This is a genomic window from Rhodoferax sp. ZS1R8, from assembly GCF_056521325.1.
In genome coordinates this window covers 67,362-82,815 of record NZ_JBWMBA010000008.1, presented here as the reverse complement: position 1 = coordinate 82,815, position 15,454 = coordinate 67,362, and the positions used below count along the sequence as shown (strand labels likewise).

Genomic DNA, 15,454 nt, shown 5'->3' with positions numbered 1-15,454 from the left:
TCTTTGCCTATGCTGTCACCATTTGTTAGCCATTCGGCATCTCTATGAAACGTGTACTGATAGCTTTGTTGGCGCTTACCCTTTTTGCAGGCGTAGTGGCCTTTCCTTGGTTGTACTGGGAGGCTGCTCGGTTGGTGATGCGTGATGAGGCTGCACCGTACCTGGGTTGGCTCGTTTCTAAACGCCATGCCGAAACAGTTTGGTGGTTGATGGGGCTAACGCTCATCGTTTGGGCTCCAGTCTCCATAGCCATCGGTAGTGGTTTGGCATATGCCCTGGTGGCAAGGGGTTACGCAAAGCCGGGGCAAGCGAGCGGCAGGCCGTGGGCGCCAATTCGGAGCAAATAGCGGTTTCTCTTCTGCGCGGCGGGAAACCAGGAGCACTCCTGTGTCGCAATCTGCAACCCTTACTTCAGGCGGGTGGTGGGGCTTGCGGGCGCAGGCTCCATTCGCGTTGTTGCAAAAGCCGGCGTACCACCAACGGTGTTGATGAAGTACCGCAAGAGAACCAAACTAGTCCGCCGCGAGCGTGAGCCGGAGAATGCAAGCCACGCCGCCTGCCGCGCACCTACCTTCCGCGAGCCGAATTTCGCCAGAATTCACAAGCCGGACTAGCCCGCAGCCCTCGTGTAGCGCGCGTAACCAGCTAGCAAATTTATAGCAGTTTAAATACCGCCTCAGCTGCCGCAATGGTCTCCGCCAGATCCGCATCCGTATGCGCAGCGCTCACAAAACCCGCCTCATACAGCGCAGGCGCAAAGTACACGCCACGCCCCAGCATGCCGTGGAACAGGGTGTTGAAGCGCTTGTTGTCGGTCGTCATGACCCGGGCGTAGTTTTGCGGCAACACATCGAACAGGAAGAAGCCGAACATGCCGCCTTCGCTATCGACGCTGAACGGCACGCCAGCTTTGTGGGCCGCGCCCTTCAAGCCGGCCATCAGCTTCTGCGTCTTGGCGCCAAGCGCCTCGTAGAAACCGGGCTTGCGTATCTCGCGCAACGTAGCCAGCCCGCAGGCGGTGGCTACCGGGTTGCCGGACAGCGTGCCGGCCTGGTAGACCGGGCCTAGCGGGGCCAGCATCTCCATGACGGCGCGCTTGCCGCCAAAGGCCGCCAGCGGCATGCCGCCGCCGATGACCTTGCCTAGCACCGTGATGTCAGGCGCAAAGCCGGGTATGGACTTGGCGTAGACGCCCTGGGCGCTGCCCAGGCCCACGCGGAAGCCAGTCATCACCTCGTCAAACACCAACAGTGCACCGTGCAGCGTGCACAGCTCGCGGCAGCGCTGCATGAAGGGCACGGAGGCGCGCACAAAGTTCATGTTGCCGGCAATCGGCTCGATCATCAGGCAGGCCAGCTCGGGCCCATGCAGTGCGAAGGCTTCTTCCAGCTGCGGGATGTTGTTGTACTCCAGCACCAGCGTGTGCTGCACCACTTCGGCGGGGACGCCCGCGCTAGTGGGGTTGCCGAAGGTGGCCAAGCCAGAGCCGGCCTTGACCAACAGCGCATCGGCGTGGCCGTGGTAACAGCCTTCGAACTTCAGAATCTTGCTGCGGCCGGTGGCACCGCGGGCCAGGCGGATGGCGCTCATGCCGGCTTCGGTGCCGCTGCTGACCAGGCGCACCATGTCCATGCTGGGCACCAGGCTCAGGATTTCTTCGGCCAGCTCCACCTCGCGCTCGGTTGGGGCGCCGAACGAAAAACCGTCCAGCGCGGCTTTGGTAACAGCCTCGACCACGGCGGGGTGGCCATGGCCCAGGATCATCGGACCCCAGGAGCCTATGTAATCTATATAGCGTTGGCCGTTGGCGTCCCAGAAATAGGCTCCTTGGGCGCGGGAGACGAAACGCGGTGTGCCGCCGACCGCCTTGAAGGCGCGTACTGGGGAGTTGACGCCGCCGGGGATGACTTTTTGGGCGCGTTGGAAGAGTTGCAGGTTGCGGTCAGTGTCGGGTGTCATTGGGCGAGATTTCAAAAGAGGATTCTTCAGGTTCTTCGTCGTCAGTCTCGGGATGGGCCCAAAACAGACGGTCGGGCAACACATTACCCATACCGGGTCGAAAGCCGCTTTCCAGGCAGCGGTCCAGGTAGCTCAGGGCTTCGGTGGCCGCCTCGGTCAGCTCGGTTTCACTGGCGATCAAGGCCGCCAGCGCAGCCGACAGTGTGTCGCCAGCGCCGGCAAACACGGCTTCGAAACGCTCAAACTTGTTGCTGCACAGCACTGCAGTCGGGCTGCACAGCGCGTTGTCGATGAACTGGTCGGGCAGCGGTATGCCGGTGACCAGCGTGTAGGGCACACCAAAGGCGTCAGCCGCGCGGGCAATGTCGCGGGCCGTGGGGCTGCGCTCGGCGCTCCAATCGGGCAACAGCCAACGGCTCAGCGTGCTGTGGTTTCCAACCAACACGGTCGTCAGCGGAAGTAGCAGCTCGTTAAAGGCGTCCTGGTACAGGTCAATCTGGTCTTCTTGCCACCACGACAGGTCGGGCATATAGGCCACCAGCGGGATGTCCGAGTAGTCAGACGCCAGCTCGGCAATGGCGCTCAGGTTCTCGGGCGAGCCCACAAAACCGACCTTGATGACCTGCACCGGCACGTCTTCCAGGATGGCGCGTGCCTGCTCGGTGACAGCCTCGTCGTCCATGCAAAAGTGGTCGTACACCTCGGACGTGTCTCGGGCATAAGCACCCGTGATGATGGGCAAAGCATGGGCGCCGACCGACGCGATGGCCGTGATATCGGCCGTGATGCCGCCAGCACCGCTGGGGTCATTGGCGTTGAAAACCATGACACAGGCACCGGGTCCTTCTTCGTCGGCTTCGGTTGCGATGCTGGGGGCGGGGAGTGCCGTCATGAGATTCCTGTCTTAGGGTTTGTCAGCAGACAGAATGGCGGCTTTTGGGCGGGCGGCTGGCGATTTGCCAATGCTGCTTCTATACAATCCTTGCATTCTATTCGAAGGCCCTTTAAGCTGTGAGCGATACTAAAACTTGGATGTGCCTGATTTGCGGCTGGATTTATGACGAGGCGGCTGGTGCCCCCGAGCATGGACTCGCTCCCGGTACACATTGGGCCGATGTGCCCATGAATTGGACCTGTCCCGAGTGTGGTGCACGCAAGGAAGATTTTGAAATGGTTCAGATTTGAGAGGGTATGAGGCGAGAACGCACGTACCATTCCCTACTAAACATCCCTACATAGCCAGGAGCAACCTCTTTTGAGTAACGCAGCATCCACTGTCAGAGTTCTGGTTATCGACGACAGCAACACCATTCGCCGCAGTGCAGAGATTTTCCTCAAGCAGGGCGGTCACGATGTGATGCTGGCTGAGGATGGGTTTGATGCGCTGGCCAAGGTCAATGACTACCAGCCGCAACTCATTTTTTGCGACATCCTGATGCCGCGCCTGGACGGGTACCAGACCTGCGCGATCATCAAGCGCAACCAGAAGTACTCGTCCGTGCCGGTGGTGATGTTATCTTCCAAGGATGGTGTTTTCGACAAGGCGCGTGGCCGCATGGTGGGCGCGCAGGATTATTTGACTAAACCTTTTACAAAAGATCAGTTGTTGCAAGCGGTGCGGCAATTTGGGACCGTTATGCAAGGAGCTAATTGATGGCAATACATAAAGTACTAATCGTTGACGATTCAAAAACCGAGATCATGTTTCTGACGGATCTGCTGCAAAAAAACGGCTACACCGTGCGCTCGGCAGAAAACGCGGATGAGGCCTTCAAGCGCCTGACCGAAGAAAAACCCGACCTGATCCTGATGGACGTGGTGATGCCCGGCCAAAACGGCTTCCAGCTGACCCGTGCCATCAACCGCACGCCTGAATACACCGACATCCCGATCTTCATTTGCACCAGCAAGAACCTGGAAACTGACCGCGTGTGGGGTATGCGCCAGGGCGCACGTGACTACATCACCAAGCCGGTGGATGCTGCCGAGTTGTTCGCCAAGATCAAAGCATTGGGTTGATTCGCTGTTCCCATGGCAAATCGCGAAGCACTCAGAGAACTCCAGTCCCGGCTCGCCAGTCGTCTGCAGGCTGCCCGTACCGAAGGTATGTCGGTGGCCTGGCTCGCCCTGCGCGTGGGGGGCAAAAACCTGCTGTTCCCGCTGGGGCAGTCCGGTGAGATTTTTCCGCTGGCCAACCTGCAGCCTGTGCCCTACGCCCGCGACTGGTTCCGCGGCGTGATCAACATCCGCGGTGGCCTTTATGGTGTGGTGGATCTGGCGGGGTTCATTGCAGGCGACACTGGCGCTACGCGCGCCGCGCCCGCGTCCCAGGACCTGAGCGTGGTCACCCTTAACGTGGCCCTCGAAGTGAACTGCGCATTGCAGGTGGATGGCCTTTTGGGACTGCGCGGTGGCGATGCCTTTGCTTCGTCATCCGCTGCCGACCCCGGCGCTCCCGCCTATTTCGGACACCAATTCATCGACGCCGCCGGCGAGCGATGGCAGGAAATTGATCTGCGTATCCTGTCCCAAACCCCTCAGTTCTTGAGTATCAGCGCTTAGACCCTTCCCTAAGGTTTCACCATGTCCGTCGTCGATAAATTAAAAAACGTTTTCACTAAAAAGCCATCGGAGTCCGAGCTGGATTCGCGCCTGAGTCTCGCCATGCCGGAAGATCTGTCCAGTGCGGCGGGCGGCGAAACAGTGCAGGAAGACGAAGCCCCCATGGGGCTCAAGCTCGGTGGAGTGCCAATGGGCGCCACGCCGATGAAAGAAGCGGTGGACGAGGTTGTGCAAAAGCAGGATGCTGGGGACTTGGTATCGGTACCCGGACTGGGTAGCCGAACGGTCGTGCAGCAGCAGCGGACGTTGTTTGTGCTGCTTGGTATTGCGCTGTCAGTTTTGGCGGGCGTTACGTTCTACGCACTGAACCAGTCGGACAAAGTGGCGCAGCAGTTGGGTGCGACCGGTCAGGCGCTGATGCAGTCGCAACGGCTGGCCAAATCGGTGTCCCAGGCGGTGGTTGGCAGCGCGCAGGCTTTCCCCGACGTGTCGGATAGCGCGGGCGTGCTGTCTAAAGCCACCCACGGTCTGCAGGATGGTGACAACGAGCTGCGCTTGAAGCCCTTGGGTGATGGATATGTCCGCGAACTCGAAAAGATTATGCCCCTGGTGGACCGCGCAGAAAAAAGTGCGAAGGCCGTTATGGGTCAGCAAAAGATTCTGACGCAGATTGGGTCGGCTTTGCGCCTGATCAATCGCCAATCGTCAGACCTGTTGGAAATTGCTGAGGCTATTCTGGCAATGAAGCTCCAACAGAACGCTCCGTCTGTGGAAATCTCCGCCGTGGGGCAGTTGGTGATGTTGACCCAGCGTATTGGTAAGTCTTCCAACGAGTTCTTGACAGCCGAGGGCGTCAGCCCCGAAGCGGTTTTCCTGCTGGGCAAAGACTTGAACACCTTCAAGGAAATCTCACAGGGTCTGTTGTCAGGCAGCCAAGAGTTGCGCCTGGTCGCATCCAAGGATGCCGGCACGCGTGAACAGCTTGATGCGCTGATCAAGATGTACGAGGAAACACGGGTACAGGCTAGTGCCATTTTGGGCAATCTGCAGGGTCTGGTGTCCGCGCGTGAAGCGCAGGACGCGATTATTGCGGACAGCGAGCCGCTGCGCCGTAACCTGGAAGAAGTGCAGGCTGCACTGTCCACGCAGACCGGTATCGGTGGCGGCGCGCTGGCCGTGTTGATCTTGGCAGCAGCCTTCGCGCTGACTTGCGCGGGTGGTCTGTCTTATGTGCAGCTGCAGGACAGCCGTCGCCGCCAAGTGGTTGCCGAAGACCAGCGTGTGGAAGCCGAGCGCCAGGAGCACGAAGCCAAGCGCGTCAACGACGCCAACCAGGCCGCCATTTTGCGTTTGATGAACGAATTGCAAACAGTGGCGGAGGGCGATTTGACGCAAGAAGCCACGGTGACCGAAGACATTACCGGCGCGATCGCCGACTCGGTGAACTACACGGTCGAAGAGTTGCGCTCCTTGGTGTCCAACGTGCAAAACACGGCGGCACGGGTCGCACAAACTACATCGGACGTGGATGCCACATCCACCGAACTGCTGGCTGCTTCCAACGAACAGCTGCACGAAATTCGCGAAACCGGTCGCTCGGTTGTGGATATGGCGGGTCGTATTAACGAGGTGTCCACCCAGGCGCAGGAATCGGCGACGGTTGCGCGCCAGTCGCTGTTGGCTGCAGAGTCCGGCCTGAAAGCCGTGCAGGACGCTATCGGCGGTATGAACTCCATCCGGGACCAGATCCAGGAAACCTCCAAGCGCATCAAGCGCCTCGGTGAGTCGTCGCAGGAGATTGGTGAAATTACCGAGCTGATCTCGGACATTACCGAACAGACCAACGTGTTGGCGTTGAACGCTGCTATCCAGGCGGCGTCCGCTGGTGAAGCCGGTCGCGGCTTCTCGGTGGTTGCGGAAGAGGTGCAGCGACTGGCGGAACGTTCCGCGGATGCGACGCGCCAGATTTCCGCGCTGGTGAAGGCGATTCAGACCGACACACAGGATGCCATCGGCGCTATGGAACGCTCCACACAGGGTGTGGTTGAAGGGGCCAAACTGTCCGATAACGCAGGTACCGCGCTGACTGAGATTGACCGCGTGTCACGCCAGGTTGCGGATCTGATTGAGCAAATTTCTAATTCTGCATCCCGCGAAGCTGGCCTTGCCAACGTCGTGGCCGAAAACATCCAGCACATTTTTGCGGTGACCGAGCAAACGGGTGAAGGTACCCGTGTTACGGCGACCCAGGTGCGTGAACTCTCCCGCATGGCGGAAGAACTGCGCCAGTCGGTATCGCGTTTCAAAATTAGCTGATAGCGGACCCAAGCGCGTCCCATCTGTACAGAGATCCCAGGAGAGCCCGAACCCATGTCATCGAATTCTGCCGCTCCCGGCGACAATGAACTGGCGGTCAGCGACCTGGGCCCTTTGGCCTGGGTGCTGGACGAGCTTCGCAAGTCCCTGGACGGCGCAACCAAGGCCCTGCGCCGTTTCGTTCGCGATGCGGAGCTGGCCCGTGGTTCAAATTTGTCAGAACTGGATGCCAGCCACCTGCGAATTGCGCGGCAACAACTGCACCAGGCAGTAGGTGCGCTGGAAATGGTCGGCCTCAGCGCTCCAGCGAAGATGCTGCGGGCGATGGAAGGCCTGGCCCAGAAGTTTGTGCAACGCCCCGAGTTGTGCAGCGAAGATGCTGCCAATCGTGTGGAGCGTGCCAGCTTTGCGCTTACCGAATACCTCGAAGGTGTGCTCAAAGGCAAAACTGCGTCTTCGGTGGCGTTGTTCCCCCAGTACCGCGCGGTTGTGGAGCTGGTTGGGGGCGAAGGCGCCCACCCGGCCGACCTGTGGCCCGCCGAATGGCGCTGGCTGGATGTGCCGTTGCAATCAGGCATTGAAGGGCAGACCTTCACTACAGCATTGCGCAGCCAGATGGACCAAGCTGTGCTGCACGTTATGCGTACGGGTGACCACAAGTCTGCGCGTCGCATGGGCGATTTGTGCGCGGGACTCGCAGTGGGTCAATCGCAGATAGAGCCCAGGACATTCTGGGCCATCTGTGCAGCTTTTTTCGAAGGCGTGGCGCTGGGCCTTTGCCCCGACGACGTCTATACCAAGCGCGCGGCATCGCGGGTTTTGCGCCAGTACACCTCCCTCTCTCGCGGGGATTTGACCATCTCTGACCGTTTGGCCCATGATCTGGTCTTCTTCTGCTCGTTGTCGGTACCTACGGCCGAGCAACGTGCACCCGCGCTCAAAGCGGTGCGTACCGCCTATGGGTTGGAGAGAACCAAACCGGTCCAATACGAAACCGAACAGTTTGGCCGCTTTGATCCGGCCTTGATGGTGTTGGCGCGCAAGCGCATTGCCGCAGCTGCAGAAACCTGGTCGGCACTGGCTGGCGGCGATACCAACCGGCTGAAGGTTGCTGCCGAGCAGTTCGCCGTGGTTGCCGAATCCGTCGTCAAGCTGCACCCCGAGAGCGGGGAACTGGGCCGAGCACTGACCCGTGCCATCGACGTCACCGTGCGTTCCGGTGCTGCGCCGGTTGCACCGGTCGCCATGGAGGTCGCCACGGCAATCCTGTATCTGGAAGCTGCCTACGACGACTTGGACCCGACTGAAACCAACATGGCGGAGCGCAGTGCCCGCCTGGCCGTACGTCTGGAGCATGTCAGCGCGGGCGGACAGCCCGAGCCGCTGGAAGCATGGATGGAGGAGCTGTACCGCCGCGTCAGCGACCGCCAAACCATGGGCAGCGTGGTGGACGAATTGCGTACCACCCTGGGCGAAGTCGAAAAGTCACTGGACCAGTTTTTCCGCAATCCGCACGACAAGGCACCGTTGCGCGAAGTGCCCAGCCAGTTGGCGCAAATGCGCGGCGTGTTCTCGGTGTTGGGTCTGGACCAGCCTTCCCTGGCCGCGTTGCGTATGCGCTCCAGTGTCGAGCAGTTCCTGGTGGACGATATCGACGAAGCAACCGCCCGCCGCGGCATATTCGAAAAGCTGGGCAACAGCCTGGGAGCCATGGGCTTCCTGATCGACATGCTGAGCTACCAGCGTGCGCTGGCAAAGAAACTGTTTGTTTATGACGAAGAGTTGGGTGAGTTCAAACCCCTGATGGGGCGCGAGCGTGCACCGGAAGAAGAAGCACCCGTAGAGCCACCGGCCGCCGCGGCACCCGTGGCAGCGGCACCGCCCCAGCCCGTGGCCGAAGCCGTGTTCGATACCACGCAGGCCCTGGCAGTGCCCACCCCGTTGCCCGTTACGTCACTCGTGGCAGCATCGGTCCCAACGCCCTCACCTGCACCTGCACCTGCACAAGAGTTGTCTGAGGACGAAGTCGAGCTGATCGACATTTTCCTGGAAGAGGCGCGCGAGGTGGTGCACAACGGCTTGGCGGCCGTCAGTGCCCTGGTCGATGACCCGTCCAATCTTGCTGACCAGACCACGCTGCGGCGTGCGTTCCACACGCTCAAGGGCAGCTCCCGCATGGTAGGGCTCAATGAGTTTGGTGAGGCCGCTTGGTCATTTGAGCAGTTGTTCAACAACTGGCTTGCCGAACAGCGTCCTGCCAGCCCGGATTTAATCACTGCCGCCAGCACGGCCATGCAAGCATTTGGCCGCTGGGTTGACGACATCGCCAACCAGAGCGCAGGGCAGTGGAACGCGCAGGATTTCCGAAAGTCCTCTGATTCATTGCGCCTGCAGGGCGTCTGGATTCCCCTGGTCACGCCAGCCGCGGCCCAACCATCGCAGCCTGTCACGCCCTCGCCAGCAGTGGTCGAGGTGGCGCAGGCGCCGGAAGTGTCTGAAGCGGTGGAAGCTTTCGCGTTGCCCGAACCCGAAGGTTCAGCTGCTGTCGAGCCAGTCGCGGAGGCGCCGAGCTTCATTGAACCACCAGCGGTAGAAGAGGAAGCGCTGCCCGATTTCGTATCGACGCAAACTTTTGGTTTCGAGAACACCCAAGCGTTTTCGCGCGATGGCCAGTCCGATGCGGACAAGGCCAGTCAGTCGACCGAAGTCACAGAGATCGACTTTGGTGACTTCGATTTTGGCGACGGCGCGAGTGCGGCCCAGCCCGAAGTGGTGCCCGAAGAAATTGTTGCACCTGCGCCCGTGGAAGAACCTTTTGCGGCGCTGGAATTGCCTGCCGAGCAAGCACCCGCCGTGCACGCCGATGCGCCAAGCGACGGCTACGCCTCGCTCGATGCAGAACTTATAGAGCCTGAGCCAGAAGTAGCAGCACAAGCGTACGTCGAGCCTCAGGCGGAGCCAGTACCCGAGCCGACCAAAGATATCGCACTGCTAGAACAAGTCCTGGTCGAGCTTGAAGCTGTCGCGGAGCCGCAGCCCGAGCCCGAAACACCGGTGCTCGAAGCCCCGTTGGACGAGCTCGAATTGGCCGTGCCTGAAATGTTGGCCGTGCCGGTAGACGCGACTGCACCGGGCGAAGAAGTCGATGAGCAGGTCAAGGTCATCGGCCATCTGCGCCTGAGCATTCCGCTGTACAACGTTTACCTGAACGAGGCCGACGAATGGTCTCGCCGTTTGCAAATCGAGCTCAGCGAATGGGCATTGGAACTGCAGCGTCCGCTGCCCGATTCCCTGGTGTCCTTGGCGCACTCGCTGTTGGGCAGTTCGGCAACCGTCGGCTTTACAGCTTTGTCGGAAATGGCCCGCGCGCTGGAGCAGGCTTTGCAGCATGTGCAATTGCACCGCCAGGGCACGCCGGAGCAGGCCGAAGTGTTCTCCAACGCGGCTGAAGATATTCGCCGCCTGTTGCACCAGTTCGCCGCCGGGTTCTTGAAGGAGTCGGACGCTGGCGTGTTGGCATCCCTACAGGCCATCATTGAAACCGAATTCCCCGCGCCGACCATTGATTCGATTGTCGACACGCTGGACGACGACCTGTCCCAGCCGGTGGTTGAAGAGCCGGAAGTTCATGCCATTGCTGACGTTGCGCCGGCAGAAGCCGCTGTTCAGGCCCCCATTGCCGTGGAGCCAGTCTCCTTTCCGGCACCTGCACCGGTATCCGTCGTCGCGGCCCCGCTCAATATTGCGCAGGCCGAAGACGACGACGAAATCGATGCCCGCGACAACCTCGACGACGACCTGTTCCCGATTTTCGAGGAAGAGGCTATTGAACTCATGCCGCAGCTGGGTACAGCGCTGCGCCTGTGGGTCGGAGCGCCAGACAACCTCAAGGCGCGCAACGAGGTTCTGCGTGTACTGCACACGCTCAAGGGCAGTGCCCGTTTGGCCGGTGCCATGCGTTTGGGGGAAATGTCCCACCGCATGGAATCGAGCATCGAGCAAATCGGTACCGATCAGATCCAGCAGGTTCAGCTCGAACCCCTGTTGACGCGTTTCGACGGTCTGCAGGCAACGTTCAATGCCCTGGGCGGTGCGCCGGTTGTCGTGGAAGCGCCAGCTGAATTGGTTGTCGACACAAGCAGCAGCATTGCACCCGTGGCCGGCGCCGTACCTACCGTCAGTGCGCCCGTTCGCGTTGCTCCCCGCGGCCTGGCTGCTGTCACGGCCGTTCGCCAAACCGCGCACCACTCCGTGCGGGTGCGCTCGCAGTTGTTGGACCGCTTGGTCAACCAGGCTGGCGAAGTGATGATTTCCCGTGCCCGTATGGAGGCACGCCTGACCCAGTTGCGCGCATCGCTGACCGATTTGACCGGCAATCTGGAGCGCCTGCGCAACCAATTGCGCGACGTCGAATTGCAATCGGAATCGCAGATGCAGTCGCGTTTGGCGCAGACCAAGGATTCGGCGCAGGCCTTCGATCCGTTGGAGTTCGACCGCTTTACCCGCGTGCAGGAATTGACCCGCATGATGGCCGAATCCGTACACGACGTGGCCACGGTGCAGCGCAATCTGCAGCGTTCCATTGAAGGCGCGGAAGACGATTTGATCGCACAGGGTCGCCAGGCCCGTGAACTGCAGCGCGACCTGTTGCGTACGCGCATGGTCGAGTTCGAAAGCATTTCCGACCGTCTGTATGGCGTCGTTCGCCAGGCTTCCAAAGATTCCGGCAAACAGGTCAAGTTGGACATTACTGGCGGCTCCATTGAAATGGACCGCGGCGTGCTGGACCGTATGGGTCCAGCGTTCGAACACATGCTGCGCAACTCGGTGGCGCATGGCGTCGAAAGCGCAGCCGACCGCACTGCCGCCGGTAAGGCGCCCGTTGGCACGATCACCATTCACGTCAACCAGGAAAGCAATGACGTGTCGGTTTCGTTCAGTGACGATGGCGGCGGCTTGCATCTGGACAAGATCCGCGCCAAGGCCATTGCCAACGGCGTACTGTCGGCAGATGAAGCCTTGAGCGATGGCGATGCCGCCAACCTGATCTTCACGCCCGGATTTTCGACCGCCGATCAGGTCACCGAGCTGTCCGGACGCGGTATTGGCATGGACGTCGTGCGTTCTGAAGTCAACGCACTCGGTGGCCGCATCGAAACCGCGACCGAACAGGGACGCGGCACCACGTTCAAAGTGATTTTGCCCTTGACGACAGCGGTAACCCAGGTTGTGATGCTGCGCGTAGGCGAGTTCACGATCGGCGTGCCATCCGGCCTGGTGGAAACTGTGTTGCGTACGCCCGCTGCCGTGTTGGAGCAGGCCTACCAGCGCGACGGTTTCGACATGGGTGGACAGATACTGCCCTTCTTCTGGGCTGGCGCCTTGCTGCAGGTCTCGGCCCACAGCACCGAGCCACAGACCAAAACCCGTTCCGTTGCGGTGTTCCGCAGCGCGGGCCAGCGCCTGGCATTGCACGTCGATGAAATCTTGGGCAACCGAGAAGTTGTGGTCAAGAACTTGGGTCCCCAACTGGCGCAGTTACCCGGTTTGGCTGGCGTGTCGGTGCTGGCATCCGGCGCCGTAGCGCTGATCTACAACCCAGTAGCCTTGGCCGCCGTCTACGGCGAACAAGCCCGCGCATTGCACAAGTCGGTGGAGGGCGCTGCGATCGAAAGCGGTTCTGGCGCTGCAGCACCTGTTCAGACGCTGGTGGGCGTTGTCAACCAGGTGCCGCTGATATTGGTGGTCGACGATTCCATCACCGTGCGCCGTGTGACGCAGCGTTTGCTCAAGCGAGAAGGCTACCGCGTGGCACTGGCTTCCGATGGCTTGGATGCACTGGAAAAGTTGCAGGAAGAAAAACCAACGGTGGTGTTGTCCGATATCGAAATGCCGCGCATGGATGGCTTCGACTTGGCCCGCAACATCCGCGGAGATGCCAAGCTGCGCGATCTGCCTATCATCATGATCACGTCGCGTATCGCCGGCAAGCACCGCGAGCACGCCAAGGAACTGGGTGTGGACCATTACCTGGGCAAGCCTTACTCAGAAGACGAATTGCTCGGTTTGGTGCGTAGCTACTGCGCCACCGCGGTGGCGGCCTCCTAAGAGGTTTTTCGGACGACTGCGTAGCGCTGCAGCGTCAGCGCGCGCGCCTCGGCATGGTCCACCACCGGGCGCGGGTAGGCTTTTCCTAACTCCACGCCCGCAGCTGCCAGTTCCACCGCCCCAAGCTTCCAGGGGGCGTGGATGTGTTTGGCGTTCAACCCCGCGAGCTGTGGCAGATAACGTTTGATGAACTTGCCCTGGGTGTCAAACTTTTCGCTCTGGTTGATCGGGTTGAAGATGCGGAAGTAGGGCTGGGCATCGCAACCGCTGGAGCTGACCCACTGCCACCCGCCGTTATTGGCCGACAGATCAAAGTCGTTGAGCTTCTCCGCAAAGTAGCGCTCGCCCCAGCGCCAGTCCAGCCCCAAGTGCTTGACCAGAAAACTGCCCGTCACCATGCGCAGACGGTTGTGCATATAGCCGGTCTGGTTGAGTTGGGCCATGGCCGCGTCCACCAGTGGGTATCCGGTTGCGCCCTGGCACCACGCCGTAAAGAGCGCCTGCGCGCGCTCCCCTTGCTCCCAGCCGATCGCGTCGTACTCGGGCTTGAAAGCGCTGTGCGCCACGCGCGGGAAATTGGCCAGCACCTGGAAGTAGAAATCTCGCCAGATCAGTTCACCCAACCACACCGACGCGCCGACGCTGCCCTCCAGCATCCGTTGCAGGGCTCGGCCCACCAACTGCCGAACGGACACCGTGCCAAAGCGCAGGTGCACGCTCAGGTAGCTTGGACCTTTGACGGCCGGGAAGTCACGCGTTTCGCCATACCGGTCCATGCGTCCCACAAAGTCTTCCACCAATGTGTGTGCTCCGTCGGCCCCATGCGCGATGCCCAGGGCCTTGAGGTTGGTTGCCTCAAAGCCCAGGCTCTCCAAGCTGGGTACGGCGCGGGCATGGGCCGCGGGGCGCTCGGCCAGGGCCGCGGCGCGGGGTTCGCAGTCATGCTGCGCGGGTGGCACGTCGCCTAGCCGCGCCAACCAGGCCCGTTTGTAAGGGGTGAACACGCCGTAGGGCGTTCCAGTTTGCGTCAGTATTTCGCGGCGCTCAAAAATGACGTGGTCTTTAACCGTCAGCAACGCAATGTGCTGCGCCCTCAGCGCAGCTTCCACGGTGTAGTCGCGGGCGATGGACTGCGGCTCATAGTCGTGCGCCGCAAAAACCGCATTGGCACCCAACTCCACGGCTAGCGCCGGTAGGGTTTCGGTCGCCAAGCCGTGCATAACAATCAAGCCAGCACGCGGCTTTCCCGCCAGTGCGCGCAGGTTGGCGTCCAGTTCCACCAAGGTTTCGCGAATGAACTCCACGCGCCGGTCCGCGTGCGGCAGTTCGTCCAGGATGGCGCGGTCTAGTACAAACACGCAGTGCACCTGGGCGCAGCGCTGCAGTGCGTCGCAGAGCGCCGCGTTGTCGTGCACGCGCAGGTCGCGGCGAAACCATACCAAACCGGTGTCAAATTCTGTGTGCATGCTGCCGTTAAAATCCAATCATGTCCGGCGATTCTGCACCCATCAACCTCACGAATCACTTCCTGATCGCAATGCCGGGGCTGGAAGATGCACTATTTTCCAAAAGCGTCGTTTACGTCTGCGAGCACACGTCTCGCGGTGCCCTGGGGCTGGTCATCAACAAACCGGCCGAACTGAAGATGGAAACGCTCTTTGGCAAGATTGATTTGCCGCTGCAGCGCCAGGACCTGACCGACAAACCCGTCTTCCAGGGTGGGCCAGTGCAGACGGAACGCGGCTTTGTGCTGCACGAGTCCCTGTTTTCCGAGGCCGACAAGCCCGAGCAATCTCTGTACGCCTCAACCATGAGTATTCCCGGCGGGCTGGAGATGACCACTTCCAAGGACGTGCTGGAAGCGCTTTCCAGTGGCTCAGGCCCGCGGCGCGTGCTGGTATCACTGGGCTACTCAGCCTGGGGAGAAGGCCAACTGGAAACCGAGCTGGGCGAGAACAGCTGGCTCACCGTCGATGCCGACCAGTCGGTGATTTTTGACACGCCGGTTGAGGAACGCTATGACAAGGCGTTGGCCTTGTTGGGCCTACAGGCCTGGATGATCTCCAACCAGGTAGGCCACGCATGAGCGGCATAACACCGGCTGCGCCCGTAGCCGTGTCGCCGACTTTGAACACTTTCCTAGCCATTGATTTTGGGATGAAGCGCACGGGCGTGGCCGTTGGCAACCGCATGATGCGCACCGCCACATCGGTCGGTACGGTCAAGGCCGAGGGCGACGCCCGCTTTGCGCTGATCGAAAAGCACGTCAAGGAATGGCAGCCTGATGCCCTGGTCATCGGCGTGCCCTACCACCCCGATGGCGCCGCGCATGAGAACACGGCGCGGGCGCAAAAATTTGGTCGGCAGCTGCATGGGCGCTTCAAGCTGCAAGTGTTTGAAGTGGATGAACGCTACAGCACGACCGAGGCTTTGGCCTCTGGCGCCAAAGACGCCGATGCCGCGTCGGCCTGCATTATTTTGGAACAGTTTTTGAGGAGTTTGCCGTGAG

11 protein-coding genes are annotated in these 15,454 nt (G+C 60.8%); 8 read left to right on the top strand and 3 right to left on the bottom strand.

Annotated features, from left to right (window positions below; all coding sequences use genetic code 11):
* Window positions 1-654 precede the first annotated feature (654 nt).
* Both hemL and thiD read right to left on the bottom strand, forming a co-directional pair.
* On the bottom strand, window positions 655-1,959 hold the full coding sequence (gene hemL, locus AC097P_RS22005) for a glutamate-1-semialdehyde 2,1-aminomutase (RefSeq protein ID WP_479612585.1): 1,305 nt from the start codon (window positions 1,957-1,959) through the stop codon (window positions 655-657).
* The gene (gene thiD, locus AC097P_RS22000; protein WP_479612584.1) at window positions 1,943-2,851 is read right to left on the bottom strand and encodes a bifunctional hydroxymethylpyrimidine kinase/phosphomethylpyrimidine kinase; all 909 of its coding nucleotides are present in this window, start codon (window positions 2,849-2,851) and stop codon (window positions 1,943-1,945) included. The genes hemL and thiD overlap by 17 nt, the downstream gene beginning before the upstream one ends.
* 119 nt (window positions 2,852-2,970) lie before the next feature.
* Between thiD and AC097P_RS21995 the strand changes: the two genes are divergently transcribed.
* The 6 genes from AC097P_RS21995 to AC097P_RS21970 all read left to right on the top strand — a co-directional run bounded on the left by AC097P_RS21995 (window position 2,971) and on the right by AC097P_RS21970 (window position 12,945).
* On the top strand, window positions 2,971-3,144 hold the full coding sequence (locus AC097P_RS21995) for a rubredoxin (RefSeq protein WP_479612583.1): 174 nt from the start codon (window positions 2,971-2,973) through the stop codon (window positions 3,142-3,144).
* A gap of 70 nt (window positions 3,145-3,214) precedes the next feature.
* Window positions 3,215-3,613: a response regulator gene (locus AC097P_RS21990; protein WP_479612582.1), complete on the top strand. Its 399-nt coding sequence runs from the start codon at window positions 3,215-3,217 to the stop codon at window positions 3,611-3,613.
* The gene (locus AC097P_RS21985) at window positions 3,613-3,978 is read left to right on the top strand and encodes a response regulator (RefSeq protein WP_209394348.1); all 366 of its coding nucleotides are present in this window, start codon (window positions 3,613-3,615) and stop codon (window positions 3,976-3,978) included. Before AC097P_RS21990 ends, AC097P_RS21985 begins: the two co-directional genes overlap by 1 nt.
* Window positions 3,979-3,990: 12 nt before the next feature.
* Window positions 3,991-4,521 (top strand): chemotaxis protein CheW, encoded by a 531-nt coding sequence (locus AC097P_RS21980; RefSeq protein ID WP_479612581.1) that lies wholly within the window; start codon window positions 3,991-3,993, stop codon window positions 4,519-4,521.
* Window positions 4,522-4,542: 21 nt separating this feature from the next.
* Window positions 4,543-6,837, top strand: a complete 2,295-nt coding sequence (locus AC097P_RS21975) for a methyl-accepting chemotaxis protein (RefSeq protein WP_479612580.1) — start codon at window positions 4,543-4,545, stop codon at window positions 6,835-6,837.
* A 54-nt stretch (window positions 6,838-6,891) separates the two neighbouring features.
* On the top strand, window positions 6,892-12,945 hold the full coding sequence (locus AC097P_RS21970; RefSeq protein WP_479612579.1) for a hybrid sensor histidine kinase/response regulator: 6,054 nt from the start codon (window positions 6,892-6,894) through the stop codon (window positions 12,943-12,945).
* On the opposite strand, the gene AC097P_RS21965 is transcribed toward AC097P_RS21970, so the two are convergent.
* Entirely contained in the window at window positions 12,942-14,411 is a 1,470-nt protein-coding gene (locus AC097P_RS21965; RefSeq protein ID WP_479612578.1) for a cryptochrome/photolyase family protein, read from the bottom strand. The genes AC097P_RS21970 and AC097P_RS21965 overlap by 4 nt on opposite strands.
* Window positions 14,412-14,431: 20 nt before the next feature.
* On the opposite strand from AC097P_RS21965, the gene AC097P_RS21960 reads away from it, so the two are divergent.
* Together AC097P_RS21960 and ruvX are read left to right on the top strand one after the other, a co-directional pair.
* On the top strand, window positions 14,432-15,031 hold the full coding sequence (locus tag AC097P_RS21960; RefSeq protein ID WP_479612577.1) for a YqgE/AlgH family protein: 600 nt from the start codon (window positions 14,432-14,434) through the stop codon (window positions 15,029-15,031).
* Window positions 15,028-15,453, top strand: a complete 426-nt coding sequence (gene ruvX / locus AC097P_RS21955) for a Holliday junction resolvase RuvX (protein ID WP_479612576.1) — start codon at window positions 15,028-15,030, stop codon at window positions 15,451-15,453. The genes AC097P_RS21960 and ruvX overlap by 4 nt, the downstream gene beginning before the upstream one ends.
* Window position 15,454 lies beyond the last annotated feature (1 nt).

Excerpts from the sequence above, each read along its gene's own strand:
- AC097P_RS21975 (WP_479612580.1), top strand. The coding sequence starts at position 4,543 with ATGTCCGTCGTCGATAAATTAAAAAACGTTTTCACTAAAAAGCCATCG.
- AC097P_RS21970 (WP_479612579.1), top strand. The coding sequence starts at position 6,892 with ATGTCATCGAATTCTGCCGCTCCCGGCGACAATGAACTGGCGGTCAGC.
- AC097P_RS21985 (WP_209394348.1), top strand. The coding sequence starts at position 3,613 with ATGGCAATACATAAAGTACTAATCGTTGACGATTCAAAAACCGAGATC.
- ruvX (WP_479612576.1), top strand. The coding sequence starts at position 15,028 with ATGAGCGGCATAACACCGGCTGCGCCCGTAGCCGTGTCGCCGACTTTG.
- AC097P_RS21960 (WP_479612577.1), top strand. The coding sequence starts at position 14,432 with ATGTCCGGCGATTCTGCACCCATCAACCTCACGAATCACTTCCTGATC.
- AC097P_RS21980 (WP_479612581.1), top strand. The coding sequence starts at position 3,991 with ATGGCAAATCGCGAAGCACTCAGAGAACTCCAGTCCCGGCTCGCCAGT.
- AC097P_RS21965 (WP_479612578.1), bottom strand. The coding sequence starts at position 14,411 with ATGCACACAGAATTTGACACCGGTTTGGTATGGTTTCGCCGCGACCTG.
- thiD (WP_479612584.1), bottom strand. The coding sequence starts at position 2,851 with ATGACGGCACTCCCCGCCCCCAGCATCGCAACCGAAGCCGACGAAGAA.
- hemL (WP_479612585.1), bottom strand. The coding sequence starts at position 1,959 with ATGACACCCGACACTGACCGCAACCTGCAACTCTTCCAACGCGCCCAA.